The organism is Pseudomonas sp. PDNC002 (assembly GCF_016919445.1).
Taxonomy (GTDB): domain Bacteria; phylum Pseudomonadota; class Gammaproteobacteria; order Pseudomonadales; family Pseudomonadaceae; genus Pseudomonas.
Genome location: NZ_CP070356.1, coordinates 6,089,765 through 6,115,192, shown reverse-complemented (window position 1 = coordinate 6,115,192; position 25,428 = coordinate 6,089,765). Strand labels below are relative to the sequence as shown.

General features: G+C 66.3%; 24 protein-coding genes. 10 read left to right on the top strand and 14 right to left on the bottom strand.

Annotated features, from left to right (window positions below):
- Positions 1 to 101 precede the first annotated feature (101 nt).
- The 5 genes from JVX91_RS27635 (at position 102) to JVX91_RS27615 (ending at position 4,599) form a co-directional block, all read left to right on the top strand.
- Entirely contained in the window at positions 102 to 1,499 is a 1,398-nt protein-coding gene (locus JVX91_RS27635; RefSeq protein ID WP_205337207.1) for a PLP-dependent aminotransferase family protein, read from the top strand.
- 265 nt (positions 1,500 to 1,764) lie between these two features.
- Entirely contained in the window at positions 1,765 to 2,334 is a 570-nt protein-coding gene (locus JVX91_RS27630) for a hypothetical protein (protein ID WP_205337206.1), read from the top strand.
- 134 nt (positions 2,335 to 2,468) lie between these two features.
- Entirely contained in the window at positions 2,469 to 2,756 is a 288-nt protein-coding gene (locus JVX91_RS27625; RefSeq protein ID WP_205337205.1) for a DUF3649 domain-containing protein, read from the top strand.
- A complete protein-coding gene (locus tag JVX91_RS27620) occupies positions 2,753 to 4,276 on the top strand; it encodes a PepSY-associated TM helix domain-containing protein (RefSeq protein ID WP_205337204.1) in 1,524 nt (507 codons plus the stop codon). Before JVX91_RS27625 ends, JVX91_RS27620 begins: the two co-directional genes overlap by 4 nt.
- Positions 4,276 to 4,599, top strand: a complete 324-nt coding sequence (locus JVX91_RS27615; protein ID WP_205337203.1) for a DUF3325 domain-containing protein — start codon at positions 4,276 to 4,278, stop codon at positions 4,597 to 4,599. Before JVX91_RS27620 ends, JVX91_RS27615 begins: the two co-directional genes overlap by 1 nt.
- Positions 4,600 to 4,609: 10 nt before the next feature.
- On the opposite strand, the gene JVX91_RS27610 is transcribed toward JVX91_RS27615, so the two are convergent.
- Positions 4,610 to 5,485 (bottom strand): AraC family transcriptional regulator, encoded by an 876-nt coding sequence (locus JVX91_RS27610; protein WP_205337202.1) that lies wholly within the window; start codon positions 5,483 to 5,485, stop codon positions 4,610 to 4,612.
- A gap of 136 nt (positions 5,486 to 5,621) precedes the next feature.
- Between JVX91_RS27610 and JVX91_RS27605 the strand changes: the two genes are divergently transcribed.
- Positions 5,622 to 6,515: a DMT family transporter gene (locus JVX91_RS27605; protein ID WP_205337201.1), complete on the top strand. Its 894-nt coding sequence runs from the start codon at positions 5,622 to 5,624 to the stop codon at positions 6,513 to 6,515.
- Between the two features lie 226 nt (positions 6,516 to 6,741).
- Here the strand turns inward: JVX91_RS27605 and JVX91_RS27600 are convergent, their stop codons facing one another.
- Positions 6,742 to 7,716: a D-glycerate dehydrogenase gene (locus JVX91_RS27600; protein ID WP_205337200.1), complete on the bottom strand. Its 975-nt coding sequence runs from the start codon at positions 7,714 to 7,716 to the stop codon at positions 6,742 to 6,744.
- Between the two features lie 309 nt (positions 7,717 to 8,025).
- Complete coding sequence (locus JVX91_RS27595) at positions 8,026 to 8,961, bottom strand: LysR family transcriptional regulator (RefSeq protein ID WP_205337199.1); 936 nt, start codon at positions 8,959 to 8,961, stop codon at positions 8,026 to 8,028.
- 309 nt (positions 8,962 to 9,270) lie between these two features.
- On the opposite strand from JVX91_RS27595, the gene JVX91_RS27590 reads away from it, so the two are divergent.
- The 4 genes from JVX91_RS27590 to JVX91_RS27575 are packed head-to-tail and all read left to right on the top strand — an operon-like array spanning position 9,271 to position 14,070.
- Entirely contained in the window at positions 9,271 to 10,764 is a 1,494-nt protein-coding gene (locus JVX91_RS27590; protein ID WP_240201802.1) for an efflux transporter outer membrane subunit, read from the top strand.
- A gap of 1 nt (position 10,765) precedes the next feature.
- Positions 10,766 to 12,952, top strand: coding sequence for an FUSC family protein (locus JVX91_RS27585; protein WP_205337197.1), 2,187 nt, complete (start codon positions 10,766 to 10,768; stop codon positions 12,950 to 12,952).
- Position 12,953: 1 nt separating this feature from the next.
- Positions 12,954 to 13,154 carry a DUF1656 domain-containing protein gene (locus JVX91_RS27580; RefSeq protein ID WP_045211321.1) on the top strand — a complete coding sequence of 67 codons (201 nt, stop codon included), beginning with the start codon at positions 12,954 to 12,956 and terminating at the stop codon, positions 13,152 to 13,154.
- A gap of 13 nt (positions 13,155 to 13,167) precedes the next feature.
- Positions 13,168 to 14,070 carry an HlyD family secretion protein gene (locus tag JVX91_RS27575; RefSeq protein WP_205337196.1) on the top strand — a complete coding sequence of 301 codons (903 nt, stop codon included), beginning with the start codon at positions 13,168 to 13,170 and terminating at the stop codon, positions 14,068 to 14,070.
- 45 nt (positions 14,071 to 14,115) lie between these two features.
- Here the strand turns inward: JVX91_RS27575 and JVX91_RS27570 are convergent, their stop codons facing one another.
- The 11 genes from JVX91_RS27570 to JVX91_RS27520 all read right to left on the bottom strand — a co-directional run bounded on the left by JVX91_RS27570 (position 14,116) and on the right by JVX91_RS27520 (position 25,226).
- On the bottom strand, positions 14,116 to 15,804 hold the full coding sequence (locus JVX91_RS27570) for a SulP family inorganic anion transporter (RefSeq protein WP_205337195.1): 1,689 nt from the start codon (positions 15,802 to 15,804) through the stop codon (positions 14,116 to 14,118).
- A gap of 103 nt (positions 15,805 to 15,907) precedes the next feature.
- Positions 15,908 to 16,153 carry a hypothetical protein gene (locus JVX91_RS27565; RefSeq protein WP_205337194.1) on the bottom strand — a complete coding sequence of 82 codons (246 nt, stop codon included), beginning with the start codon at positions 16,151 to 16,153 and terminating at the stop codon, positions 15,908 to 15,910.
- 33 nt (positions 16,154 to 16,186) lie between these two features.
- Positions 16,187 to 17,074, bottom strand: a complete 888-nt coding sequence (locus JVX91_RS27560; RefSeq protein ID WP_205337193.1) for a TIGR01459 family HAD-type hydrolase — start codon at positions 17,072 to 17,074, stop codon at positions 16,187 to 16,189.
- A gap of 64 nt (positions 17,075 to 17,138) precedes the next feature.
- Positions 17,139 to 17,795, bottom strand: coding sequence for a dual specificity protein phosphatase family protein (locus JVX91_RS27555; RefSeq protein ID WP_205337192.1), 657 nt, complete (start codon positions 17,793 to 17,795; stop codon positions 17,139 to 17,141).
- A gap of 84 nt (positions 17,796 to 17,879) precedes the next feature.
- Entirely contained in the window at positions 17,880 to 18,266 is a 387-nt protein-coding gene (locus JVX91_RS27550) for a hypothetical protein (RefSeq protein ID WP_205337191.1), read from the bottom strand.
- Positions 18,266 to 19,096, bottom strand: coding sequence for an SDR family oxidoreductase (locus JVX91_RS27545; protein ID WP_205337190.1), 831 nt, complete (start codon positions 19,094 to 19,096; stop codon positions 18,266 to 18,268). Before JVX91_RS27545 ends, JVX91_RS27550 begins: the two co-directional genes overlap by 1 nt.
- Before the next feature lie 61 nt (positions 19,097 to 19,157).
- Positions 19,158 to 19,622, bottom strand: a complete 465-nt coding sequence (locus JVX91_RS27540; protein ID WP_205337189.1) for a multidrug transporter — start codon at positions 19,620 to 19,622, stop codon at positions 19,158 to 19,160.
- Positions 19,623 to 19,968: 346 nt separating this feature from the next.
- Positions 19,969 to 21,411, bottom strand: a complete 1,443-nt coding sequence (locus JVX91_RS27535; protein WP_205337188.1) for a mannose-1-phosphate guanylyltransferase/mannose-6-phosphate isomerase — start codon at positions 21,409 to 21,411, stop codon at positions 19,969 to 19,971.
- A 310-nt stretch (positions 21,412 to 21,721) separates the two neighbouring features.
- Complete coding sequence (gene algF, locus JVX91_RS27530) at positions 21,722 to 22,369, bottom strand: alginate O-acetyltransferase AlgF (RefSeq protein ID WP_205340119.1); 648 nt, start codon at positions 22,367 to 22,369, stop codon at positions 21,722 to 21,724.
- A gap of 96 nt (positions 22,370 to 22,465) precedes the next feature.
- Positions 22,466 to 23,650 carry an alginate O-acetyltransferase gene (locus tag JVX91_RS27525; protein ID WP_205337187.1) on the bottom strand — a complete coding sequence of 395 codons (1,185 nt, stop codon included), beginning with the start codon at positions 23,648 to 23,650 and terminating at the stop codon, positions 22,466 to 22,468.
- Between the two features lie 13 nt (positions 23,651 to 23,663).
- Positions 23,664 to 25,226, bottom strand: a complete 1,563-nt coding sequence (locus tag JVX91_RS27520) for an MBOAT family protein (protein WP_205337186.1) — start codon at positions 25,224 to 25,226, stop codon at positions 23,664 to 23,666.
- Between the last annotated feature and the right edge of the window lie 202 nt (positions 25,227 to 25,428).

Genomic DNA, 25,428 nt, shown 5'->3' with positions numbered 1-25,428 from the left:
CGAGCGTCGAGGATGCGCGCGCCTCCGCCGGACGGCCAGTGACACACAGGTACAATCTGATCAAACTGTCCGTAAATTATCCCGGTACAGTCGAGGGCGGCATGGGCAGGCCAAAGAGCACGCGAGTCGATTCGGTGATGCACCATGTGCGCGAGCGACTGGCCGCGCGGGCGCTGGTGCCGGGTGAGCGGCTGCCGTCGATCCGCCAGCTCGCCGAGCAACTGGAGGTGTCCAAGACCACCGTCGTGGAAGCCTACGACCGTCTGGCCGCCGACGGGGTCATCGCCGCCCGTCGCGGTTCCGGCTTCTATGTCAGCGGCCACGCGCCGCCGCTGTCGCTGGCGGATGTCGGCCCGGCGCTGGACCGCAGCATCGACCCGCTGTGGATTTCCCGACAGTCGCTGGAAGCCGCCGATACATCGCTCAAACCCGGCTGTGGCTGGCTGCCCCCCTCCTGGCTGCCGGAGGAGGAGTTGCGCCGCGCGCTGAGACAGATCGCCCGGGCGCCGCAATCGAGCCTGCTGGAATACGGCCGCCCATACGGGCATGCCGGTCTTCGCGAGCAACTGGCGCGCCGGTTGGCCGACTACGGCGTTCCCGTGGGAGCGCAACAGGTGGTGCTCACCGACAACGGCACCCAGGCCATCGACCTGGTCTGCCGCTTCCTGCTGGAACCGGGCGATTGTGTGCTGGTGGACGATCCCGGCTACTTCAACTTCCAGGCATTGCTGCGTGCCCATCGCGTACAGGTCGTCGGCGTGCCCTATACGCCGAACGGGCCGGACGTGGCGGCCATGGCGAGCCTGCTGGAGCAGCACCGGCCACGCCTGTACCTGACCAACTCGGCTTTCCACAATCCCACTGGCGCGGTGCTCTCGCCGCTGATCGCCCATCGTGTGCTGAAGTTGGCCGAGGCCCACGATCTGCTGATCGTCGAGGACGACATCTTCGGCGACTTCGAGCACGAGAGCGCGCCACGCCTGTCGGCCTTCGACGGGCTGGAGCGGGTGATCCAGGTCGGCAGCTTCTCCAAGACCCTGTCGGCGTCCGTGCGCTGCGGCTATATCGCCACCAAACCCGAATGGTGCGAGCGGCTGGTGGACCTGAAGCTGGCCACCAGTTTCGGCAACAGTCCGTTCAGTGCCGAGATGCTCCACGAGCTGCTGCGCAAGGGCAGCTATCGCCGCCACCTCGACAGCCTGCGCGGGCGCCTGGCCGATGCCATGGGCGAAACGCTGCTGCGCCTGGGCGCCCTGGATATCCAGCCCTGGTTGGAGCCGCGTGGCGGGGTGTTCATCTGGGCCAGCCTGCCGGATGGGCTGGACGCGGCAGAAGTATCCCGCGCGGCCCTGGCGGACAACCTGGTGCTGGCGCCGGGCAACGTGTTCAGCTTGAGCCAGAGTGCCGCCGGCTTTCTGCGCTTCAATGTCGCCCAGTGCCTGTCGTCACGGGTATTCCAGGGGCTGGAGCGGGCCATGGAACGGGCGCGGTTGGCCTGAAACCTTTCCTCTTGGTGTCTGGGCGTTGCCGCCCTTCACGCACGGTGATCGCGGTGGCGCCGCTCAGGGCGTCCGTTCTCGGAAATCGAAAGGTTGTACAAGCTGATCGGAAAAATATGACTTCACGGACCAACCAAGAGAGCTGATCGGCGGCTGCGCGAACCTCTAGGATTATCGTTTCAGCAGCCTGCCAAAACGCGGGTCTTCCCTGGCTGCTGTCTTCTGCGAATAAGAATGGAGGAGTGCTATGGCGGAGCCATGTCAATTGTTCTTGAAGGTCGCTATCAGCCGCGCCAGCCTGGAGGCGTTCCTGCGCAGCGAAGCGGGATCGGCGGAATCTTTCGACGATTTGCGCTGCTGGCTCACCGGTAATCCGCGCTGGCGCTCGGATCTCACCTGGGACGAACTCTGCGAGCTGGGGCAGGGCACCACTGCCGAAGCCTGGATCACCGGCTGGCGAGACCACCGGCGTTCACCCGCTCGCAATGACTACGATGAACGGACGCAGACATGGACGCTGGCGGTGCTGGAGTTCGCCGAGAGCTGCGACTGGGTGATCGGTGCTGTCAACGTGCTGCGGCGGGTTGCCAACTTCAAGGATCTGCCCGGCACGGACTACCTGCTGATCTATGAATACCTGTTCGAACAGGGCGAGGTGCTTGCCGCCGTGGAGCTGACCGCAGGACGGTCGCGACTCCTGCGAGACACACCACCCGATGGCCTGCTGACCGACGCCGACCGGGCGATGGGGGCCTTGCTGCGCGCCATGGACGTATCCGGTGGTTATACCGTGCAACGAATTTCCGCGACGGACTGCGACGGGGGACGGGCGTGAGTTCTTTCAATTGAGAAGCAATATCATATAATCCTGGCTTTCATTCGTTCGCCCGCGCCTTGCGCGGGCTCCGCCAGGGTATCTCCAAGCATGTGCGCACCCTTCCCGAGCCGGCCGTTCCCAAGGCTCGTCGCATGACCGCCCAAACTGCCATCAGCGTGACTGCCCGCATCCTCAGTGCCGTCGTGGGCGGTTACGCCCTGGCCTACACGGCCACCGCCTTCCTCAGTGTCTATCTGCCGCTGTCTCGTCCCGACCGCGTTTCTTTCGCCAGTCTGGCCTGCTTCATCGTCTGGGTGGCGGCGATCATCTACGCCTTTGCTGCGCGCAGCCCTTGGCGCGCCGTCTGCGTGCCGGTGGCGCTGAGCGTCGTGCTGGGCCTCGCGGCCTTCCTGCCGGGCGGTTTCGGGGGGCGCCCATGAGCCTGCGTCAATCCATGTCCGGGCTGCACACCTGGAGCGGGCTGCTGGTCAGCTGGATTCTCTTCGTCGTGCTGTTCTCGGGCACCGTCGCGGTGTTCGACAAGGAGCTCACGCGCTGGATGACGCCGCAACTGCACAAGCTGGAGCAGGTGAACGTCAGCGCTGACCAGGTCCGCGATCTGATCGTCGAGCGCGCGCCCAAGGCTCACGGTTACTGGATGCATCCGCCCAGCGAGCGCATGCCGTATTGGACCGCCGGCTGGGAGCCAGCCGACTTCAGCGAGTTCCAGTCGTTCCTGGTGGATGCGCAGAGCGGCGAGGTGCTGCCCAAGACCGTCGGCGGCAACTTCTTCTTCGAGCTGCACTACGAACTGCACGGCGGCATGATCGGCCTCTACGTGGTCGGCGTGGCCGGCGTGTTCATGCTGGTGGCGCTGGTCAGCGGCGTGATCGTTCACCGGCGCATCTTCAAGGATTTCTTCACCCTGCGCCCCAAGGCGGCGAAGCAACGCGCCTGGCTGGATGCGCACAACGTGCTCGGCGTGCTCGGCCTGCCGTTCCATCTGCTGATGGCCTACACGGGCCTGGCGATCTTCATCACCTTCTATATGACTGCCGGCATCAAGGTGGCCTACAAGAACGACATGGAGCATTTCTTCCATGACGTCCAGGGTGCCTTCGACCGCGAGGAACTGGGCAAGCCGGCCAAGGCGCCGAAGTCCATCGACAACATGATCCTCAAGGCCCGCCAGGCCTGGGGCGACGACGGCCAGGTCGGCTGGATCAACATCGAGCATCCCAACGATGCCGCAGCGATGGTGCAGATTCGCAAGGCGGTGGACAAGGGCATGGTCAACGACCAGCGCACCGTGTCCTTCGACTCCGGCACCGGCGCGCTGCTGCACGTGCAGAAGCCCTACAAGCCGGGCTACCGCACCTACGGCTGGCTGACCGGCCTGCACATGGCGCAGTTCGGCAACGACCTGCTGCGGGTGATGTATTTCGTCCTCGGCCTCGTCGGCTGCGTGATGGTCTTCGGCGGCCTGCAGGTCTGGGTGAGCAAGCGCGAGGCACGCGGCCACCGTGGCGTGCCGCTGGTGCGCATCCTCAATGGCGCGGTGTGTGGCGGCCTGCCGATCGCTTCGCTCGGGCTGCTGGCCACCTCGCGCCTGCTGCCGCCCGACATGCTCCTGCGCACGCGTTATGAGGCGACCGCCTTCGTGGTGATCTGGCTGCTGGCGCTGATCCACGCCCTGTGGCGTCGTGGCAGCCGCGCCATGGCCCGCGAACAGTTCGGCGTGTTGGCCGCGCTGGCGATGCTGTTGCCGGTGCTGGGGCAGTTCGGGCCACAACCCGGCCGGCTGAGCACCCGGCTCGCCGAAGGTGACTGGCTGATGGCGGGTATCGACCTCGGCTTGCTGCTGATTGGCGCCTTCTGCGCCTTCCTGGCCTGGCGCCTGGGGCGGGAGCATGCTCAACCTGCGCGTGTGCGGCGCAATCGTGCCGAGGAGTACGCCTGATGCTGCTGGTGTTCGGACTCAACCTGCTGGCGCTGGTGGCAGCCTGTCTTTCCCTTTCCCGTCATCACCGCGATCTGTTCGGCAGCGCGCCTTCTGATTCCCGCGTGCGGTTACTACGGGGCGTGGCGTTGGTGGATGGGGTTCTGGCGCTGGCCTATGCGATCCGTGTCATCGGCGTTGAATTGGGTATCGTCTATTGGGCGTGCCTGTTAATGATCGCGGGTGCCATGCTGGTCCTGCTGCTGGCCTGGAGGCCGCGCTGGACGTTGCCGACGGCGGCGGCGATGCCGGTGATCGGCGGTGTCGTAGCCGTTTTCGGCTGATGCCGAATACTTACGGCTCGAACGCCGCCCGATACTCCCCCGGCGTCCCGCCCACCACCGAACGGAAGCGATTGGCGAAGTGGCTGGCACTGGAGAAGCCGCAGGCCAGGGCCACCTGGCTGAGCGGTTGGCGGGTGTCGCGCAACAGGCGTTGCGCCAGGGCCACGCGGCGGGCCAACACATATTGATGCGGTGGCATGCCGAAGCTTTCGCGGAACATCCGCGCGAAGTGGTATTCCGACAGTGCCGTCTGCATCGCCAGCTCACCCAGCGATAGCGGCTGGTCGAGGCGCTGCTCGATGTAGTCGGCGATCCGCCGGCGCATCGCCGGGGCCAGTCCGCCCTTCAATCGAAGCCCTTCGCGCATCCCGACCTGGTTGAGCAACAGATGATCGATCAGGTCGTGGGCCAGCGTGCTGGTGCGGATACGTTCGCCCGGCTCGTGCCAGTCCAGCTTCACCAGTTGGCGGAAGCGCGCGGCCTGTTGTGGATCATCGAGGAAGGTGCGCTCGTGCAGTTGCAGTTCGCGTGGCTCGCGGTCGAGCAGGCGGATGCAGCCCAGGGCGAACTGTTCCTGGCCGATATAGAGGTGGGCCAGGCGGATGTTGCCGTTGACGATCCACGCCGACTCGGCGCCGGCCGGCATCACGCATAACTTGTCGGGCGAGCCTTTCTTGCCCGGTGCATCGCGGCGGAAGGTGCCGGTGCCATCGTTGAGGTAGCAGGACAGCGTGTGGTGGCTGGGCGCATGGTAGTCGCGGGCATCGTGGCTGTTGCTCCAGATCGCCGCGGACAGCCCGTCGCCCAGCTCCGCGCAACGCTCCAGGCGGGCGTTGGGCGAGGCGTTCATCGACTGGAAGACTTCGAGCTGCAAAATGGATGACATGGGCGTTCCTCTGCTGCCTTCACTCTACCCGCGCGGACGCGCGCTGCCAGCCCGGTTGTCGCAATAAGCGCAAGAATCTGCAAGCCGGCGCCGGAGCCCGGCGGGAGACTGTTTCTCCAATCATCCGGAGATCACCATGAATCTCTCGCTCTACCTGCTCACGGTGCTCATCTGGGGCACCACCTGGATCGCCATCAAGCTGCAGGTCGGCGTGGTCGCCATTCCCCTGTCCATCGCCTACCGTTTCAGCCTGGCGGCGCTAGTGCTATTCGCCCTGCTGCTGGTGTCGCGGCGCCTGCAGCCGCTGGGCCGACGCGGCCAGGCGATCTGCTTCGCCCAGGGGCTGTGCCTGTTCTGCGTGAACTTCCTGTGTTTCTACACCGCCAGCCAGTGGATCCCCAGTGGGCTGGTTGCCGTGGTCTTCTCCACCGCGACTCTGTGGAATGCGCTGAACGCGCGAATCTTCTTCGGCCAGCGCATTGCGCCCAACGTGCTCGGCGGCGGCGCCTTCGGCCTGGCGGGGCTGGCGCTGCTGTTCTGGCCGGAGCTGTCCGGGCACCAGGCGACGCCGGAAACCTTCTACGGCCTGGGCCTGGCGCTGCTGGGAACGCTGTGTTTCTCGGCGGGCAATCTACTTTCCAGCCTGCAGCAGAAGGCCGGGTTGCGGCCGCTGTCGACCAACGCCTGGGGCATGCTCTATGGCTCGCTGATCCTGCTGGGCATCTGCCTGGTGCAAGGTGTGCCGCTGACCTTCGACAGCAGCCCGCAGTACGTCTGGTCGCTGCTGTACCTGGCGATTCCCGGCTCGGTGATCGGCTTTACCGCCTACCTGACACTGGTCGGGCGCATGGGGCCGGAACGCGCGGCCTATTGCACCGTGCTGTTCCCCGTGGTGGCGCTGAACGTCTCGGCCTTCGCCGAGGGATATCAGTGGAGCCTGCCGGCATTGGCCGGGCTGGTGCTGGTGATGGCCGGCAACGTACTGGTGTTCCGCAAGCCCAAGCCGATGTTGCAGCCAGCGCGCGCGTGAGCGGAGCTCGTGGGAGACTCCAGCGTTTGAGGGCAGCCCTCTCCCTAACCCTGGCTGCGCGCCCCGCTCCGAAGGGAGAGGGGACTGTAAGGCAGCAAGCGAAACACTGAGCTGACCGGCAACGCCGAACGGCTCCCTCTCCCTTCAGGGAGAGGGCGGGGGAGAGGGGGAAAGCTCAGGCACAGACTTGTCGGAGAACGAATGTCGTACGGAAAGCGTCTCGCGATCAGGCCTTCCACGTCTGCGGGTTGACCAGGTTCTTCGGTCGTTCGCCACGCAGGGCGGCTTCGAAGTTGTCCAGCGCGCACTCGGCCATGGCCTGGCGGGTTTCGTGGGTCGCGGAGCCGATGTGCGGCAGGGTCACGGCGTTGGGCAGGGCGAACAGCGGCGATTCGGCCAGCGGTTCCTTTTCGTAGACGTCCAGGCCGGCGGCGAGGATGCGCTTCTCCTGCAACGCCTCCACCAGCGCGGCTTCGTCGATCACCTGGCCACGGGCGATATTCACCAGGATGCCGGTGGGCTTCATCAGCTCCAGCTCGCGCTTGCCGATCAGCTTGCGGGTCTTCTCCGACAGCGGCACCACCACGCAGACGAAGTCCGCTTCACCGAGCAACTCCTCGAAGCCGCAGAAGCGCGCGCCCAGGTCCTGTTCCAGCTCCGGCTTGCGGCTGTTGCCGTGGTAGAGGATGTCCATGTTGAAGCCGAAACGGCCGCGCCGGGCGATGGCCGCGCCGATGCGGCCCAGACCGAGGATGCCGAGCTTCTTGCCGTGCACATCGACGCCGAAGTGCTGGGCGTCCACGGTGCGCTTCCACTGGCCGGCCTTGGTCCAGGCGTCCAGTTCGGCGGTGCGCCGGGCGGCGGCCATGATCAGGGCGAAGCCGAGGTCGGCGGTGGTTTCGGTGAGCACGTCCGGCGTGTTGGTCAGCGGGATGCCGCGCTGGTTCAGGTAGTTCAGGTCGTAGTTGTCGTAGCCCACCGAGACGCTGGAGATGACTTCCAGCTGCGTGGCCTGGGCCAGTTGCTTCTCGCCCAGCGGACGACCCACGCCGATCATGCCGTGGGTTTCCGGCAGGGCCGCGGCAAGCTGCGCGTCGACGTCGCCCTGCTTGGGATCGAGCACGGTGACATTGAACTGGCTGCGCAGGCGGTCGAGGTGTTCCGGGGCAAGGCGGCTGAAGACGAAGACGTTCTTTTTCATGGCGCTCGGACGGCTGAGGGGATGAAGGGGGTTAACCCTACCATCGCCGGACCAGAGCGGCGCAAGGCTTGCGTGCGCGGCGGGCGATTATCGAACGTGGCTCTTCGTAGGAGCGAGCTTGCTCGCGAACCGCGTACTGCCGGAGCCACCGGGGAATCTGTTCGCGAGCAAGCTCGCTCCCACAGGCGGAGGAACAGGCGCAGGAAACTTCGGAGGGGCGAGAAAGATGGGTTCGCGGGCAAGCTCACTGACACCGGGGTAGGGAGTTACACAGTGAGCTTGCCCGCGAAACACGGCGAAAAAGGGCGATCAGCGTCCCATATCGGCCAGGCCGGCGCCATCGGCCTGGAGCACGCCGGGGAGGTTTTCGCGCAGGTACGCGACCCACGTCTTGATCTTCGCATCCAGGTACTGCCGCGAGGGGTACAGGGCATAGACATTGAGAATCTGCAGCTTGTAGTGCGGCAGCACGCGCACCAGCGAGCCGTCGCGCAGGCCATCGATGGCCGAGTAGACGGGCAGGGCGCTGATACCCATGCCCGAGCCGATGGCTTCGGTCATGGCGTCGCCGACGTTTACCTGGAACGGCGAAGGGCCGAGGGTGATCATCTCCTGGCCGTTGGGGCCGTCGAACAGCCACTTGTCCAGCGGCAGCACCGGGCTGATCAGGCGCAGGCAGTCGTGCTCCATCAGTTCGGTGGGGGTTTTCGGTGTGCCGCGCCGGGCCAGGTAATCGGGCGAGGCGCAGAGGATGCTGTAGGTCTCGCCGATGCGCTGGGACACCAGGCCCGAATCGGGCAACTCCGAGGCGACCACGATGGCCACGTCGAAGCCTTCGTCGAGCAGATCGGGCACGCGGTTGGCCATGGTCAGCTCGAAGGTCACGTCCGGGTGCAACTGGCGATAGTTGGCGATGGCGCGGATCACGTAGTGCTGGCCGATGCCGGTCATCGAGTGCACGCGCAGGCGGCCGGCGGGGCGGGCATGGGCGTCGCTGGCCTCGGCTTCGGCCTCTTCGACATAGGCGAGGATCTGTTCGCAGCGCAGCAGGTAGCGCTGGCCGGCTTCGGTCAGTGCGATGCGCCGGGTGGTGCGGTTGAGCAGGCGGGTCCGCAGGTGCGATTCCAGGTTGGCGACCGCCCGGGATACGTAGGCGGTGGTGGTGTTCAGCTGTTGCGCGGCGGCGGTGAAACTGCCGGTTTCCGCGACACAGGCGAACGCACGCATGGTCTGCAGTGTGTCCATTGAGGCCTCGTCAGTGGGGCATCTGCCCCGAGCGGCGACGCCAATGAAGCGATACGTGGTCGCCGGCGGCATGTCCTTGATGGGTGGCAATGCCCGGAGCAGAGCGGGAGCGGTCTATTGTCACATGGATGACGACACACATTGTTTCATTATCGGTAATAAACAATCACAAAACAGCCGGCTTATCCGTTCCCTTTCCCGTCCCTAGAATTCAATCGCCGCAACTGGCTTTGCCGGCTCTCCACGCTTAAAAGCCCCACGCTGAAAAGCTAGACCACTTCCAGGACCTCCACCGTGTCGCGTCACCTCGTGAAAGGACTGACGTTCGTCGGCTCCTTTGTCATTTTTTCAACAATCGCCGGATGTATCAGCACCAACGGCATCGCCCCGCAGGAACAGCGCATGGGCGACACCGAGCTGGCCACCGACGCCGCCATCGCGCACGCCAACCAGGAAGCTGGCTGGCCCGCCGAGCAGTGGTGGCGCGCCTATGGTGATCCGCAGTTGAATAGCTGGGTGCAGACCGCGCTGGACGGCAGCCCGACCCTGGCCCAGGCCGAGGCGCGGGTGCGCATGGCCATGGCCATGGCCGGCGTAGCCGAGTCCGCCGAGTCGCCGCAGATCAGCGGCGACGCCTCGCTGACCCGCCACCGCTGGCCGACCGACTATTTCTACGGTCCGGGCGAACTGGCCGACACCACCACCTGGAACAACAACGCCGCCCTGGGCCTGAGCTATTCGCTCGATCTCTGGGGCCGCGAGCGCAGCAACACCGAGCGCTACGTCGATATCGCCAAGATGACCGCCGCCGAGGCCCGCGTGGCCCAGCTGGAGCTGGAGAGCAACATCGTCCGCGCCTACATCCAGCTGTCGCTGCAATACGCCGAGCTGGACATCGGCAAGGCCATGCTGCAACAGCAGCAGGGCATCCTCGCCCTGGCCCAGCGCCGCCTCGATGGCGGCATCGGCACGCATTTCGAAGTCAGCCAGGCGGAAGTCCCGCTGCCGGAAACCGAGCGCAAGATCGAAGCGGTCGACGAGGAAATCCAGCTGACCCGTAACCAAATTGCCGCCCTGGCCGGCAAAGGCCCCGGCGCCGGCGCCTCGATCAAGCGCCCGAGCCTCAAGCTCGCCGAAGGCCCCGGCCTGCCCAGTAAGCTGCCGATGGAACTGCTCGGCCATCGCCCGGACGTGGTCGCCAGCCGCTGGAAAGTCGCAGCGCAGGCCAAGGGCGTGGACGTCGCGCGCGCCGAGTTCTATCCCAACGTCGACCTGGTCGCGAGCATCGGCTACAGCGCGGTCGGCGGCGGCATGCTGGAATTCCTCAATGCCGAGAAATTCACCTACGGCGTCGGCCCGGCCATCTCCCTGCCGATCTTCGACGGCGGTCGCCGCCGCTCGCAGCTGAGCCAGGAATCCGCCGGCTACGACGCTGCCGTGGCGCAGTACAACCAGACGCTGATCAATGCGCTCAAGGGCATCTCCGATCACCTGATCCGCATGCACTCCATGGAGCTGCAACAGGGCTTTGCCGAGAAGTCCGTGGCCTCGGCCCAGCGCACCTACGACATCGCCACCAAGGCCTACCGTGGCGGCCTGACCGATTACCTCAACGTGCTCAATGCGCAGACCCGCCTGTTCCAGCAGCAACTGGTGGAGCAGCAGGTGCGCGCCGCGCGCCTGGCCACCCATGCCGGCCTGGTCGTCGCCCTCGGTGGTGGCCTGATGGACAAGCAGGAAGGCCCGAGAGAACAGAAGATGGTCCCCGAGACCGTCGACGTCCGCGCGGTCAGCGAGCGCTGAGATGGCGGCGAACGACTACAGCGCTCATCCAGCGCCGCTCGACGCCCTGCGCCGCGCGCTGCTGGAGTGGGGCCGCAGCGACGGCGTCACCTGGGTGTACATCGCCAAGGTGCTGCTCGCCTCGCTGCTGACCCTGTGGCTGGCGATGCGCCTGGAACTGCCGCAGCCGAGCACGGCGACCATCACCGTGTTCATCGTCATGCAGCCGCAAAGCGGACAGGTGTTCGCCAAGAGCTTCTACCGGATTCTCGGCAGCGTGGTCGGGCTGACCGTGATGGTCGCGCTGATCGCGATCTTCGCCCAGCAGCGCGAGCTGTTCCTGCTGGTCTCCGCACTGTGGATCGGCCTGTGCACCGTCGGCGCCGCGCGCTACCGCGACTTCCGCTCCTACGCCTGCGTCCTCGCCGGCTACACCGCCACGCTGATCGGCCTGCCCGCCACCCTGCATCCGGAGGCCGCGTTCATGTCGGCCATCTGGCGGGTGCTGGAAATCAGCCTGGGCATCCTCTGCTCCATGGTGATCAGTGCCACGCTGTTCCCGCAGACCTCCAGCACCGCCATGCGCAGCGCGCTGTACCAGCGTTTCGGCGCCTTTGCCGGCTTCGTGCTGGACAACCTCGGTGGCGGCGATCGCGGCAAGTTCGAGGCGTCCAACGTGGCCTTCGCTTCCCAGGCCGTGGGCCTGGAAGCGCTGCGCAGCGTCACCCGTTTCGAAGACCCGCACATGCGTCTGCGTTCGGGCCGCCTGTCGCGCCTGAACAACGAGTTCATGGTCCTCACCACCCGCTACCACGCGCTGCACCAATTGCTCTCGCGCCTGCGCGTGCAGGAAGCCGATGCCGTGTTGCGTGCGTTGCAGCCGTGCCTGGATGAACTGGCCAAGGTACTTGCCCCGTGGCGCGGCCAGTCGGTTACCGACCGCGACGCCGAGCGCCTTGCCACACAGCTGGAAAGCCACCGCACGCGGATGATGCAGTGCATCCGCTCCGGCCGCGCGCAGCTGCTGGACGAGCAGGATCATCCTGCCGCGCTGCTGGACTACAACACCGCCGGCGAGTTGCTCTACCGCCTGGCCGACGACCTCTACAACTACGCCCTGACCCACGCTTCCCTGGCCGCGCACAAGCACGAGCGGGAGAACTGGAAGCACGGCTTCTCGCCCAAGGCCAACCTGGTCGCCTCGCTGGTGGCCGGCGGGCGCACCGCGCTGATGGTGCTGGTGTTCGGCCTGTTCTGGATCGAGACCGCCTGGCCCAGCGGCAGCACCTTCGTACTCAACGCCGCCGCCGTCGCCGCGCTGGTCTCGGCCGCGCCGGACCCGGCGAAAATGGCCATGCAGATGGCCGTGGGTACCTTCTTCGCGGCGATCCTCGGCTTCTCGGAAACCTTCTTCGTGTTCCCGCACCTGGACGGCTTCGCCCTGCTGGCCTTCGCCCTGGCGCCGGTGTTCGCGGTGGGCGCGTTCTTCTCGATCAAGCCCAAGTACGCCGGCTACGGCCTGGGCCTGCTGGTGTTCTTCAGCTTCGGCGCGATCCCGGCGAACCTCACCGTCTACGATCCGGGCCGCATGCTCAACGAGTACATCGCCCTGGTGCTGTCGCAGAGCCTTGCCGCGGTAGTCGCCGCAGTGATCATGCCGCCCACCAGCGCCTGGCTGTGGCGTCGCCTGGAGAAGGACCTGCGCCTGCGCGTGGTGGAAGCCATCAGCGGCAAGCTCGACGGCCTCGTCTCGTCCTTCGAGAGCGGTACCCGCGACCTGCTCAACCAGGCCTACGGCGTGGCCGCGCGTAGCCCGCAGATGCAGCGCCGCCTGCTGCGCTGGACCTTCGTGGTGCTGGAGATCGGCCATTCGATCATCGAGCTGCGCGTCGAGCAGGAGAGCCTGCCGAGCGAGCCCTGCTATGCCGAATCGACGCCCTGGCGGCAGTCGATCCGCGCCATGGGCCGCGCGCTGATCCGTCTGTTCGTCAAACCCTGCGAGGCCAACCGCGAGCGCGCCCTGGCCGCCGTGGAACAGGCCATCGATTGCGTGAAGACCACCGATGAGCCGCGCGCGCCGGACTTCGAAAGCTCGCCGCTGCGCCGCGTGCTCAGCTACCTGCATTTCATCCGCAGCAGCCTGCTCGACCCGCAGTCGCCGCTGCGCGATGGCGAAACCTCTTCTGGAAGAACCACCCATGTTGCCTGACCTGCCCCGCGAGATCGCGTTCCACGGGGTCTACATGCCGACCCTGACCCTGATGTTCCTCGTTGCCGCGGTGATCTGCTGGGGCATCGACCGCATCCTCGCTTCCGTCGGCCTGTACCGCTACACCTGGCACCCGGCGCTGTTCCGCGTGTGCCTGTTCGCCTGCCTGTTCGGCGGGCTGTCCCTCACTATCTATAAGTAACGAGCGTGCACCCATGACTCTCAAATCCATCATCAGCCTGCTGGCGACCCTGATCATCCTGGCGGTCGCCGCGTTGATCGGCCGCGCCCTCTGGGTGAACTACATGGATACGCCCTGGACCCGCGACGGCCGGGTGCGCGCCGATATCATCAACGTCGCCGCCGACGTCTCCGGCGTGGTGGTCGACGTACCGGTGCGCGACAACCAGCAGGTGAAGAAAGGCGACCTGCTGATGCAGATCGACCCGGACCATTACCAGATCGCCGTGAAGCAGGCCGAAGCCCTGGTCGCCTCGCGCAAGGCCACCCTGCAGATGCGCCAGCTCAACGCCAAGCGCCGCCGCGCCATGGACGAGGAAGTGGTTTCCCGCGAGAGCCTGGACGACGCCAGCAACACCGCCGCCGCCTCCGAGGCCGACTACCAGCAGGCCCTGGCCGCGCTGGACGCTGCCAAGCTGAACCTGGAGCGCACCCAGGTGCGCGCCTCGGCGGACGGCTACGTGACCAACCTCAACGTGCACCGTGGCGACTACGCCCGCGTCGGCGAGGCGAAGATGGCGGTAGTTGACGAGAACTCCTACTGGATCTACGGCTACTTCGAAGAGACCAAGCTGCCGCACATCCGCGTCGGCGACCCGGCCGAGCTGCAACTGATGAGCGGCGAGCGCCTGAAGGGCCACGTCGAGAGCATCGCCCGCGCCATTTACGACCGCGACAACCCCGAGAGCCGCGAGCTGGTGGCCGACGTCAACCCGACCTTCAACTGGGTGCGCCTGGCCCAGCGCGTGCCGGTGCGCATCCATATCGACGAAGTGCCGGACGGCGTGCTGCTGGCGGCAGGCATCACCGCCACCGTGATCGTCAATCCGGAGACGCGCGGTGCGGAGCGCTCGGACGGAGCGGCTGCGGCGCAGTAAGAGAAACGGGAGCTTCGGCTCCCGTTTTCATTTCCCCTCCGGGACTCACACCACGCCAGCTTCCGCCGGCTCCGCGCCGACACCGGCGACCGCGAGCGCGCGGTGCAGGGTCGCGAGAATGTTCTTGCGGCCGATGACCCGTGCCACGTTGTGGCGTTCCATGTCGGCGCGCAGGTAGCGGTTGGCGCGACCGATGACCAGGGTCACACCACGCTTGCGCAGGCGTTCGCAGAGGTCCGTCAGGGAGCGCGCCGCGGAGTAGTCCAGCCCGGTGATGGCGCCGGCGTCCACCACGAACCAGCGCAGGCCCGCTGGCGCCATGTCGACCAGACCCATCACTTGCTGGGTGAAGTACGTATCGTTGGCGTAGAACAGGTCGGCGCCGAAGCGGAAGACAATCAGCCCCGCCGCCGTCTGCTTGCCCGGTTGCACCGGCACCGGCATCCAGCGGCCGTCGGCGTCCGGCTCCAGCATCAGGGTATGCGGACGGTAGCTGCGGCGTACGTGATGGGCCAGCGACAGCGCCATGGCGAGCAGGATGCCCTGCTCGACGCCCACCAGCAGCACGATGGCCGACGTGAGCAGGGCCGTGCGGAATTCCGAAGGGCTTTCCGTGCGCATGGCCAGCAGCGTCTTCACGTCGATCAGGCCGATGGCAATGGTGAAGACCACGGCGGCCAGCACGCAGTGCGGCAGGTATTGCAGCCACTGGCAGAGAAACAGCGCCACCACGCCCACCACCAGTGCGAACACCAGCTGGGCCACCTGGCTGCGGGAACCGGCCTGCTCGGCGATGGCCGTCTGGGTCGGGCTGCCGTTGACCACGAAGGCGCCGCTCAGGCTCGCCGCGACGTTGGCGGCGGCCAGGCCGAGGATGTTGGCGTTCTCGTCGTCCCGCTCGTGGTAGCGGTTGGCGTAGACCCTGGCGGCAGCCGAGCTCTGCGCGATGATCATGATGAAACAGGCGCCGGCGATGGGCAGCAGTTCGCTGATATCGCGCCAGTCCAGCGCCGGCAGCGCGAGGCTGGGCAGGCCCCCTGCGATGGGGCCGAGCACGCTGATGCCGTGTCCGGCGAAGTCGAACGCGGCGCTGGCGGCGATACAACCGACCAGGGCCAGCAGGGGAATCGGCCAGCGTGGCAGCCAGCGTTTCGCCGCGAGCAGCACGACAATCAGCAAAAGCGCCAGCGCAGCGGTGGGCAGGTCCGTCTGGTGCAGGTGGCCGGCAAGGTACAGCGCCTTCTCGGCCGAGCTCGTGGCGGGAACCGTGAGGCCGAGCATGTCGCCGCACATCGCCAGGGCGACCTGCAGGCCGACACCCACCAGGAAACCGGTCAGCGCCGTGCGTGACAGGAAATCGGCGAGAAAGCCCAGGCGCAGCAGCCTGGCGATCAGCAACATTGCCGCTGTCAGCAGCGCGACAGTTCCGGCCAGGGCGATGTAGCGCGGGCTACCGATGGCCGCGAGGCCGGCAAGGTGACCGGAAAAGATGGTGGCCGTGGCCGAGTCGGCGGCGACCACCAGGTGCCGCGATGCGCCGAAGAAGGCGAATGCCAGCAGTGGCAGCAGCGCCGTGTAGAGGCCGGTAATGGCGGGCATGCCGGCAATGCGCGCGTAGCCGAGCAGTTGCGGAATATCCATCGCCGCCAGGGACACGCCCGCCAGCGCGTCGCGTAGCGCACCCTTGCGGTCAAGTGGACGAAGGCCTGAAAAGAGTCTGGGTGGGAGTGCCATCGGTCTAAGCGCCTTGAATGAGGTGGCGCATTCGATCAATCGGCGTCGGGAGCGAACAGTGGCGTGCTTCCCAAGCGGTTATCGGAGACTTCGGCTCATGCCGTCATCCGTCGTTCTGCTGCCGGTTCTTGTAGCTCCCGCGAATGTTCATCGCTGCCAGGCACAACTGCAGCAGCACCAGCGCGTAGGCGTGGGCGGGTAGGCCCCAGGCGATCCACAGCGCGTTGCTGCCGAGGAACACCCAGAAGCCGATCTTGCGGCGCCGGCGGTCGCGCGAGCCGACCAGCCAGGCGGCGAGGACGGTGACCAGCATGGCTGGCCATTGCAGCAGGTCTATCAGCTCGTTCATGTCGCGGTCGCTTTCAGGGGGGGAGTCCTGATGTCAGACCAACCCGGGTGCGGCAAAGTGCGGACGAACTGGATAGCCGTCGAGCAGGGCGTTGGTTTTTTCCGGGTCGAGTGCCCCGTTGAACGGCACGCCCAGCGCCTGGCGGTGGATACCTGTGGCGGCGAGCCAGAGGGTGTCGATGCGCGCGGCGAGGGCGCCGGGCACGTCGGTCACCAACGAGTCGCCGACGAAGAGGATGCGCTGCGCGCCGCGGGCTTCCAGCTGCCGCTGGGCGATGCGGAACGCGGAAGGGTCGGGCTTGCCGTACCAGTGCACGCTGCCGCCTTCCTCGGCGAAGGCTTCGGCCAGGCGCCCGGCGCCGAACACCGTCTTGCCGCCGGAGACCACCACGCGGTCCGGGTTTGCGCAGAGGAAGGGTTTGTCGGTGGCGCCGCGCAGCGGGGCGAAGCGCTCCTCCAGTTCGTCCTGTGGGAAGCTGCCGACGCCGAGGATCATCGAGGCGGCATGGATGTCGTCGCAGAAGCGCTCGCGAATCTCCACCGGCCAGGTGGTCAGCGCATCGCCCACGCCGACGGTGAAGATGCCGCCGCGCTGGAACTCGCGCTCGTGGGTGAAGGCGTCGATGGCCAGTTGGCCGGAGGTGGTGATGCCGGCGAACAGCTCGCGGGATACGCCCAGGCGCACCAGGGTGTCGGCCATCTCCGGGACGCTGCGTGATGCGTTGCTGAGGAACCATACCGGCTTGCCTTCGGCGGCGCGGCGGGCGAGCCAGTCCAGGGCACCGGGAAAGACGTCCACACCGTCGATCAGCACACCCCAGAGATCGAGCAGGTAGCCGTCGTAGTCGGCGCAGAAGGCGTCGAGTCCGGCGTGGTCGATGTAGCGGGTGTGGGTAACGGCGCTGAAGCGGGAAGCGGTCATGGCGAGCCTGTGAAACGGTGAGAGTGCGGATAAGCTACCGCACTCTCGATGTTTCGGCTGCGCTTCAGTGCGCCGGATGAGGCGGCCGGCTCTCACCGAAGGTGTCGGCCAGCCAGCCCTTGAGCTGGCAGCCGGCGAGGGCGGAGGTGCTGCATGCGCCGCTGGCCAGGGCCTGTTGCAGCTTGCCGATATCGGCTTTCTGCACGTAGGCGATGGCGTCGGTCATATCGTCCTCGGTACCGAAGCCACCCTGGGTCATTTCCTTCAGCGCGTCTTCCTTGCTCCAACCCTGGATCACCGTGCGGTACATGGCGGCGAACAGGCCGGTGCGGTCACGCCCGTGCTTGCAGTGCATCAGCACCGGGCCATTCTGCTCGGCACTTTGCAGGATGCGCAGGACCTTGAGGACATCGGCATCGTCCACGCGGTCGGCATGGGTGGGGTAGCTGACGACGTCGAGAGGCTGCTGGCCAATCCACTCACGGTCGTCGTCCTTGATGAAGCTCACCACGGTCTTCACCTTCAGGCGTTCCAGCTCGGGCAGGTTGGCCGTGCCGGGCAGAGCGCTGCGGTAGAGGGTTGGCGACATCTGGTAGAGATTGAACGACTTGTCCACTGGCTTGGCCCAGTCGGCCGGTGTTTCGCCGGCGGCCAGGGCGAGCGAGCCGAAGGTCAGCAGGGTGGCGGCGATGGCGCCACGAAGGATATGGGACAGGGACATGGGCACTCCTCGAAGGTGGCGCCAGGGTAGGCGGGTTCGAGTTGCGCCCTGATGAAATCGGGGTGAAGAAAGCGTGAAGCGGTGTCAGCGTGATCCGCTTGGCAGGAAACGCACCAGCACGTTGGGGCGGAAGAACCACCAGACGCACAGGGGATAGCACAGGTAGTTCAGTGCGTAGATCAGCAGGGCCGCCGGGCTCGGGGTGTTTTTCCATGCCGCCATACCGACCAGGATGGCGTACAGCACTGCCAGGCTGCCGCCATACAGGGCGATCAGTCGCCAACGTTCGCCAGTCTCCGCCAGCCGCTTGTGCCGGCGAGCGAACCAGAAGGCCATGGCGGCGGCGATCACGGCTGCCACCAGTAACGTTGCCGGCACGCCGCCAACCCGCAACAGTCCTCGCGCCACTACGTTGAGGAAAAAGGCGGCGAGGATGCCGGCCAGGGCGAGGTAGCGGACCTGATAAGCCATCAGAGTTGCCCGTCGAGGCCGAAGCGTTTCTTCAGCACCTTGTCCAGCAGGCCGGTGGGCAGCCAGCGCGAGAGCAGCGGCAGGGCGCGGCTACCGTTACCGATGCGTACCAGGCGCGGGCGCGGGGATTTCTGCGCGGCGGCCAGCAGCTCGCGCGCAAAGTCGCTGGCCGGCGTGGGCTTGTCCTGGGACGCGGCGGCGCGTGCCTGGATGAATTTACGCAATGGCCACCAGGCGGAATCCTCGCTGACCACGGCGGCCATCTCGCGGCTGGCGTTGGCGCCGAAATTGGAGGCAATGGCGCCGGGCTGCACTTCCATCACCTCGATGCCGAACGGAGCCAGCTCCAGGCGCAGTGCGTCGTTCAGGGCATGCACGGCGGCTTTCGATGCGCAGTACGCGCCGGCGAACGGCGTGACGAGCACGCCGGACACGCTGCCGATATTCACCACCAGCCCACGTCGCGCGCGCAGCGCCGGGAACAGTGCGCGGGTCACGCCGACCACGGCGAACACGTTGGTTTCGAACTGTTTGCGGATCGCCTGGCTGCCGCCGTCGAGCAACGGACCCATGGCACCGTAGCCGGCGTTGTTGATCAGTACGTCGAGTCCTCCGACCTCACGCAGCACCTGCTCGGCGAGGCGTTCGACGGCGGGCTCGTCGTTGACGTCCAGCAGCACGCCACGAAAGCCCGCCTGGCCGAGGGCGGCGATGTCTTCATCGCGGCGGGCGGTGGCCCAGACCTGGTAGCCGGCGGCCTGGAAGGCGTCGGCGAGGGCGCGGCCGATGCCGCTGGAGCATCCGGTGATGAGGGCGACGGGCTGGGGCATGGTCTGGCAGTCCTTGGGCTGTGGGCGGGACTACCGTACCGGATTGTGCGGGGCAGGTGAATCAGTTGCCGAAGCGGCCGTTCACCCGTTCGGCGCGGAACTCCAGGGTGCTGGCGCGGTAGCCGGGGCGCAGCGGTGGCAGCGGCAGGCAATCGTTCCAGCTGTCGCCGGCGAGCAACGCTCCGGGGCCACGGTAGCGAGGGGCCTCGTAGAGGTTCTCGGCGAGGTCCGTGGTGTCGCCGGGTCGGTAGGCGGCGACCTTCCAGCGCAGTTCGAGGAGTGGATGGTTCGAGCCGTTCTTGAGGCTCACCGCCAGCGGGCGATCGGCAGGGCACTGCTCGGGCTGGTAGGCGATGCGCAGTTCCAGGTGCTGGAGTTGGCGAGATTCGCTGTTGTCCTGCCAGATGGCGAGGGCAATCACACAGGCCAGCCCGACCAGGCCGGCGCCGGAGATTGGCAGCGCGCGGGAGGGGTAGCGGATCAGCAGGATGATCCAGGTGACGATCAGCAGGATGCCGTACAGCATGGAGCGCTCCGCGGAGGATGTCTGGATACCTTAGCAGGAGCTTCGCGGCGGTGGGTTGATGCCGCTCCATGATACCGCTTGATGTAGGCGCGAGCTTGCTCGCGAACCGCCCAGCGCTGGTGCTTCCCTGTAGGAGCGGACTCTGTCCGCGATCAGGGTTTCACTTTGCGCCAGAGCAGTAACAGAGCACGAAGGCGTTCCCCTTGGGGGTATGGCGGCATGCGGCTCGCGAGCAAGCTCGCTCCTACGAATAGCGGGCCCCGCGGGCATAAAAAAGCCCCCGCACCATAAGGTGCGGGGGCGTCGGCGCCGATGGGGGAAAGCGCCAGGTCCAGTGACCCTCAGTTCAGCGCACTACCGCCTGTACTTCGACGTTCTCGGTGGTACGGCCGTAGACGTCTTCCAGACGCTCGATGTCGTCCTCTCCCAGGTAGCTGCCCGATTGCACCTCGATGATCTCCAGCGGGATCTTGCCGGGATTGGCGAGGCGGTGGACCGAGGCGATCGGGATGTAGGTGGATTGGTTCTCGGTGAGCAGGAAGGTCTTGTCGTCGCAGGTCACCTGGGCGGTGCCGGAAACGACGATCCAGTGCTCGGCTCGGTGGTGGTGCATCTGCAGCGACAGGCGCGCGCCCGGCTTGACCGAGATGTGCTTGACCTGGAAACGCCCGCCCATGTCCACCGAGTCGTAGGAACCCCACGGGCGGTAGACCTGGCAGTGGTTCTGGGTCTCGCTGCGGCCGGCGGCGTCGAGCTGGTTGACCACCTTCTTGACGTCCTGCACGCGGTCCTTGTGGGCGATCATCATGGCGTCCTTGGTCTCGACGACCACGATGTCTTCCAGGCCGATCACCGAGACCAGCTTGCCGTTGCCGTGCACCAGGCAGTTGTGGCTGTCGTGGACCATCACGTCGCCCATGGTGACGTTGCCGTCGGCGTCCTTGTCGTGGACTTCCCAGATCGACGACCAGCTACCGACGTCGTTCCAGCCGGCGGACAGCGGGACCACGCAGGCGCGGCGGGTCTTTTCCATCACGGCGTAGTCGATGGAGTTGTCCGGGCAGCACTCGAAGGTGGCGGCATCGATGCTGATCAGGTCGCCATCGGTCTGGCTGCGCTCCAGGGCCAGCAGGCAGGTGTCGTAGATGTCGGCGTCGTGCTTCTTCAGCTCCTCGAGGAAGCGGCTGGCGCGGAACAGGAACATGCCGCTGTTCCAGAAGTAGCCGCCGTCTTCGACGAACTGCTGGGCGCGGGCTTCGTCGGGCTTCTCGATGAAGCGCTCGACGCGGATCACGCCGTCCGGCAGGCCGCGCTCGTCGCCGGATTTGATGTAGCCATAGCCGGTTTCCGGGCGGTTGGCCGGCACGCCGAAGAGCACCATTTCGCCCTTTTCGGCGGCGTTGGTGGCCAGCGCCAGGGCGCGCTGGAAGGCGCGCTGGTCGTCGATCACGTGGTCGGCCGGGAGGATCAGCAGCAGCTCGTCGCGGCCCTCGGCCATGAGCTTCATGGCGGCGATGGCGACGGCGGGCGCGGTGTTGCGGCCGAAGGGTTCGAGCAGGATCGACTGGGTCTTGAGGTCCAGCGCTTCGAGTTGCTCCTGGACGATGAAACGGTGCTCCTGGTTGCTCACTACCACCGGCGGCTCCATCCCTTCGAACACCAGGCGCGAGAGGGTCTGCTGGAACAGGGTGTGTTCGCCGGTCAGGGCCAGGAACTGCTTGGGATACTGTTTGCGCGAAAGAGGCCAGAGTCGCGAGCCGCTGCCACCGGAAAGAATTACTGGGATCATCGGGTTTCTCCTTAAGCGTTTGCGTTCTGTCTGCCGGGCCACGTCGTGTGGGCCGGCCTGCGGTTTGGGTGACCTCTCCAGTGCTTGCCGTCGCTGCGGCGCACGGGTTTATCTGCCGGTGTGGGGCCGGTCTTGTTGTGCTTTCGAAGAGTGACGAGGCTTGCCGAGAAGCCCCTCACCCCAGCCCTCTCCCAGAGGGAGAGGGGGCAGTTCGTGCCGGCTGATCGCGCGCGCTTTCAACCTGCGCCAGGCCAGTCCCCTCTCCCTCTGGGAGAGGGTTAGGGTGAGGGCGGGGCAGCCGACCCATGGATCAATCCGCCTTCACCGGACGCTTCACCCACACCGGGTTCAGCTTGCTGTCGCCGGTGACATAGAGGCAGACCACTTCGCCGCGCTCGAGGGTGACGGGCTTGAGGTCGCTGACCTTCTTGGCGCCGTCGAACAGGGCGAGGTTGACTTTCACCGGGTTGATCTCGCGGTCGCCGTGGCTTTGCGGGGCGACGTTGCTGACCACTTCGGTCTTGCCATCGGCGGTCTTCAGGGTGAGGGCCTTGCCGCTGAGGTTCTGCACGCGGACCAGGGCCTTCTGCTTGTTCTTGAACGGTGGCTCGGGCACCAGGCGCGGCTGGCCGCCGGGTTGGCTGACGAGGGTGTAGTAAGCGTCCGGATCGAGTTTTACCGGCAGGCTCTGGGAGCCAACCTTGGCGGTGTAGTTGCCGGGCGGGAGGAACTTGAAGTCGCTGGAGCCCAGCGGCGAGATGTCGTTGAGGGTGGCGTTGCCGACGCTGACGGACAGCTCGGAGCTGCCGGCGTTGTAAGCCCGCACGAAGGTGGAGCCCTTGGGTGCCTGCGGGCCGTAGAGCGCGCCTTCACCGCCGGCGAAGGCGCCGAAGGATGCGGCGCCCAGGGCGAGGGCGAGGGCGGACGACTTCAGGATGCGAATGCTCAGTCGGTTCATGCTCAGTCGGTTCATGGGGTGTACCTCCGTCTTTCTCTCTTGTGGGGGCACGGGAGGTGCCCAGTTCCAGCGCTTGGTGCGCCGTGGGTGTTCGGGTCAGTGAGCGGCCTGGTTGGAAGCCAGGCGTTCGTCGCGGTTACCGTCCGCACGCAGTTGCGCCACCCAGTCCTGGTTGAACTGGCTTAGGTCGCTGTGCATCGGCAGGTAGCGTTCGGGGAATTCCCAGACCAGCAGCTTGGCCGGGGCTTTCTTGAAACCTTCGTCCTGCAGGAGCTCGAGCATCGGTTCCAGGGGGCCCTTGCCCTCCTTGGCGTAGTTGATGACATCCGCCGACAGCGCCTGCTTCAGCGCGCCGGCGAAGTTCCAGCGCGGGTTGGCGCTGTAGCTGGTGCCGACCAGGGCGATCTGCGGCTGGGCGCTGTCGCCGAACAGGTCGCCGCCACCTTCGGATTTCGCCGTGGCGTCGTCGGCCGGGTGGGTCTGGCGCTGTTCCAGCTGGTCTTCGGGCGGCAGCAGGTCGGTGAACAGCGGGTCCAGCGGCAGGAAGGTGAGCAGGTCGCCCTTGTGCGCGCCGCTCTTGCCGGCCTCGGTGACGAAGGTTTGGGTCGGCAGGTCGGCGCCCTGGCCCTGGCGGATGCTTTCGCCCAGACGCTGGGCCACGGCTTCGGCGCCCAGCGGGGTCCAGTGGGTGTCGGTGCGCAGGAACACCTGGCCGTTGTCCTTGGCTTTCTCCAGCGTCCCCAGCAGCTCGGGCGCGGCCATGCCGGCCTGGCGGGCGCGTTGCAGGAAGTCGTTGTAGAGCGAGGCGTGCAGGGCGGCCGGTTGCTCCTTGCCGACGAACTCGGGATACAGGCGGGTCTTGGCCGGGATGATTGCCAGCACCAGCTTCACGCCGCGTCGTTCCAGCTCCTGCTGCACACCGCGCACCAGCGCCCAGTTGTCGTCCAGCTGCTGCTGGGTCGGCGCGGGCTTGAATTCCTCATCGGTGAACAGCCAGCCCTCCTTGCCGATCACCACGCCGGGGCGGCCCTCGTCGAAGACGGTGTAGTCCAGCGCGGCCCATAGGTTGGTGCCCAGGCGCTTGATGGGGAATTCGTCGTCGTAGTGGCCTTCGAAGGCGTGGGCCAGCTTGCCGTTGAGCACGGTGGTGCCTTCGGCGGCGGAGAAGCTCGGGAAGGCCTTCAGCGACCAGCCGGCCAGGCCCAGCAGCATGCCGCCGAAGGCGGCGATGTAGGCGTACTGCAGGGGTTTGCTGATCTTGGGTTGAGTGGTCGATTGCATGATCCGGCCTCGCTCAGAACTGGAAGTAGAGGAACGGCGAGTAGCTCTGCGCCGAAAGCTTGAGCACCGACGCGGCGAACAGCAGGAGCAGGGCGAGTCGGGTGGCCAGTACCGGCAGCTGGGTCATCCAGTGCGGCTGGTAGACGGCGGCGCCGCTGGGCGAATAGGCGATGGCGGCCGGGTCCTGCCGGGCCATGGCCGGGGTACGCGGCTGCGCGCTGGCCGGGCCGTCGGCGTCGACCTGTTCGGTCTTCGCGGCGGCCTTGGGCGCCTTGTCCTGCATCGGCTGGTTGTAGAACTGGCGGATGCCGAAGAAGGCGAGCACGAGGTAGGCGATCACCAGGGTGCCGACCTGCAGGCCGGTGAGGCTGGCGCGGTTGAGCTCGGAGAGCTTCCAGTCGCCGAAGCTGAACATGGCTTCGTACATGCGCCAGGCCACGTGCAGGTTCTCGGCGCGGAAGATCACCCAGCCGACGATCACCAGCAGGAAGGTGAAGGCCCACTTGAGCGGATGGAGCACGCGCGGCGCGGCGTTCACGCCCAGGGCGCGCTCGATGGCCAGCCACACGCCGTGCCAGGCGCCCCAGATGATGTAGGTGACGTTGGCGCCGTGCCACAGGCCGCCCAGCAGCATGGTGAGGATCAGGTTGCGGTAGGTCTGGAAGGTGGTGCCGCGGTTGCCGCCCAGGCTGATGTACAGGTAGTCGCGCAGCCAGGTGGACAGGCTGATGTGCCAGCGCCGCCAGAACTCGGTGATCGACTGACTGATGTAGGGCTGGTTGAAGTTCTCCATGAAGCGGAAGCCCATCATCAGGCCGAGGCCGATGGCCATGTCGCTGTAGCCGGAGAAGTCGAAGTACAGCTGCGCGGTGTAGGCCAGCGCGCCGAGCCAGGCGTCACCGGTGGTGGGGTTCTGCAGGGCGAAGCAGTGGTCGGCCACCGCGGCCAGGGTGTCAGCGATGAACACCTTCTTGACGAAGCCCTGCATGAAGCGGGTGCAGCCTTCGGCGAACTTGTCGACGGTATGGGTGCGGTGGTTGAACTGGTCGACCAGGTCCTTGAAGCGCAGCACGGGGCCGGCGATCAGGTGCGGGAAGATCGCCACGAAGGCCGCGAAGTCGATCAGGTTGTGCGTGGCCGGGGTGTCGCCGCGGTACACGTCGATGATGTAGCTGATCGATTCGAAGGTGTAGAAGCTGATACCGATGGGCAGCAGGATGTGGGTCAGCACGAAGGGCTGCATGCCCATCGAGGTGATGATCTCGTTGAGGCTCTCCACGCCGAAGTTGGCGTACTTGAAATAGCCCAGCACGCAGAGGTCGACCACCACGCCGAGCAGCAGCCAGCGCTGGGCAGCCTTGGTGCGCACGCCGGCGGCGCCGATGCGCAGGCCGATCCAGTAGTTGAACACGGTGACGCCGGCGAACAGCAGGAGGAAGTCCACCCGCCACCAGGCGTAGAAGATGTAGCTGGCGACCAGCAGCAGGAGGTTCCGGTAGCGGTTCCCGCTCAGGTAGTACAAGCCGAGGAAGACCGGCAGGAACAGGAACAGGAACACGTTGGAAGAAAAGACCATTCCGCGTCTCTCTCTGGAGCTTCAAATCAAAGGCCGCTCCAGCCCTTCTTCCGGCGCCGCGATGGGCGCCCAAGGAAAGGCCGGATCAACCCGCCAATTCCTCCCCTGGTGGTGCTTAATCTGTTGCGCCCGCCCGCGTCTTTGGTTGCGTGGGTCGGGTGGTGTTGCTGTTGCTTGGGAGCGGGGCATTGCCCTCACCCCA

What these genes read in the sequence shown, in the direction of transcription:
- JVX91_RS27625 (WP_205337205.1), top strand. Translation starts at nt 2,469, where the DNA reads ATGACCGCCCAAACTGCCATCAGCGTGACTGCCCGCATCCTCAGTGCC.
- JVX91_RS27525 (WP_205337187.1), bottom strand. Translation starts at nt 23,650, where the DNA reads ATGCAATCGACCACTCAACCCAAGATCAGCAAACCCCTGCAGTACGCC.
- JVX91_RS27600 (WP_205337200.1), bottom strand. Translation starts at nt 7,716, where the DNA reads ATGAAAAAGAACGTCTTCGTCTTCAGCCGCCTTGCCCCGGAACACCTC.
- JVX91_RS27565 (WP_205337194.1), bottom strand. Translation starts at nt 16,153, where the DNA reads ATGAACGAGCTGATAGACCTGCTGCAATGGCCAGCCATGCTGGTCACC.
- JVX91_RS27615 (WP_205337203.1), top strand. Translation starts at nt 4,276, where the DNA reads ATGCTGCTGGTGTTCGGACTCAACCTGCTGGCGCTGGTGGCAGCCTGT.
- JVX91_RS27540 (WP_205337189.1), bottom strand. Translation starts at nt 19,622, where the DNA reads ATGCTGTACGGCATCCTGCTGATCGTCACCTGGATCATCCTGCTGATC.
- JVX91_RS27595 (WP_205337199.1), bottom strand. Translation starts at nt 8,961, where the DNA reads ATGGACACACTGCAGACCATGCGTGCGTTCGCCTGTGTCGCGGAAACC.
- JVX91_RS27605 (WP_205337201.1), top strand. Translation starts at nt 5,622, where the DNA reads ATGAATCTCTCGCTCTACCTGCTCACGGTGCTCATCTGGGGCACCACC.
- JVX91_RS27570 (WP_205337195.1), bottom strand. Translation starts at nt 15,804, where the DNA reads ATGGCACTCCCACCCAGACTCTTTTCAGGCCTTCGTCCACTTGACCGC.
- JVX91_RS27555 (WP_205337192.1), bottom strand. Translation starts at nt 17,795, where the DNA reads ATGTCCCTGTCCCATATCCTTCGTGGCGCCATCGCCGCCACCCTGCTG.
- JVX91_RS27535 (WP_205337188.1), bottom strand. Translation starts at nt 21,411, where the DNA reads ATGATCCCAGTAATTCTTTCCGGTGGCAGCGGCTCGCGACTCTGGCCT.
- JVX91_RS27585 (WP_205337197.1), top strand. Translation starts at nt 10,766, where the DNA reads ATGGCGGCGAACGACTACAGCGCTCATCCAGCGCCGCTCGACGCCCTG.
- JVX91_RS27575 (WP_205337196.1), top strand. Translation starts at nt 13,168, where the DNA reads ATGACTCTCAAATCCATCATCAGCCTGCTGGCGACCCTGATCATCCTG.
- JVX91_RS27545 (WP_205337190.1), bottom strand. Translation starts at nt 19,096, where the DNA reads ATGCCCCAGCCCGTCGCCCTCATCACCGGATGCTCCAGCGGCATCGGC.
- JVX91_RS27635 (WP_205337207.1), top strand. Translation starts at nt 102, where the DNA reads ATGGGCAGGCCAAAGAGCACGCGAGTCGATTCGGTGATGCACCATGTG.
- JVX91_RS27550 (WP_205337191.1), bottom strand. Translation starts at nt 18,266, where the DNA reads ATGGCTTATCAGGTCCGCTACCTCGCCCTGGCCGGCATCCTCGCCGCC.
- JVX91_RS27520 (WP_205337186.1), bottom strand. Translation starts at nt 25,226, where the DNA reads ATGGTCTTTTCTTCCAACGTGTTCCTGTTCCTGTTCCTGCCGGTCTTC.
- JVX91_RS27620 (WP_205337204.1), top strand. Translation starts at nt 2,753, where the DNA reads ATGAGCCTGCGTCAATCCATGTCCGGGCTGCACACCTGGAGCGGGCTG.
- JVX91_RS27610 (WP_205337202.1), bottom strand. Translation starts at nt 5,485, where the DNA reads ATGTCATCCATTTTGCAGCTCGAAGTCTTCCAGTCGATGAACGCCTCG.
- algF (WP_205340119.1), bottom strand. Translation starts at nt 22,369, where the DNA reads ATGAACCGACTGAGCATTCGCATCCTGAAGTCGTCCGCCCTCGCCCTC.
- JVX91_RS27560 (WP_205337193.1), bottom strand. Translation starts at nt 17,074, where the DNA reads ATGACCGCTTCCCGCTTCAGCGCCGTTACCCACACCCGCTACATCGAC.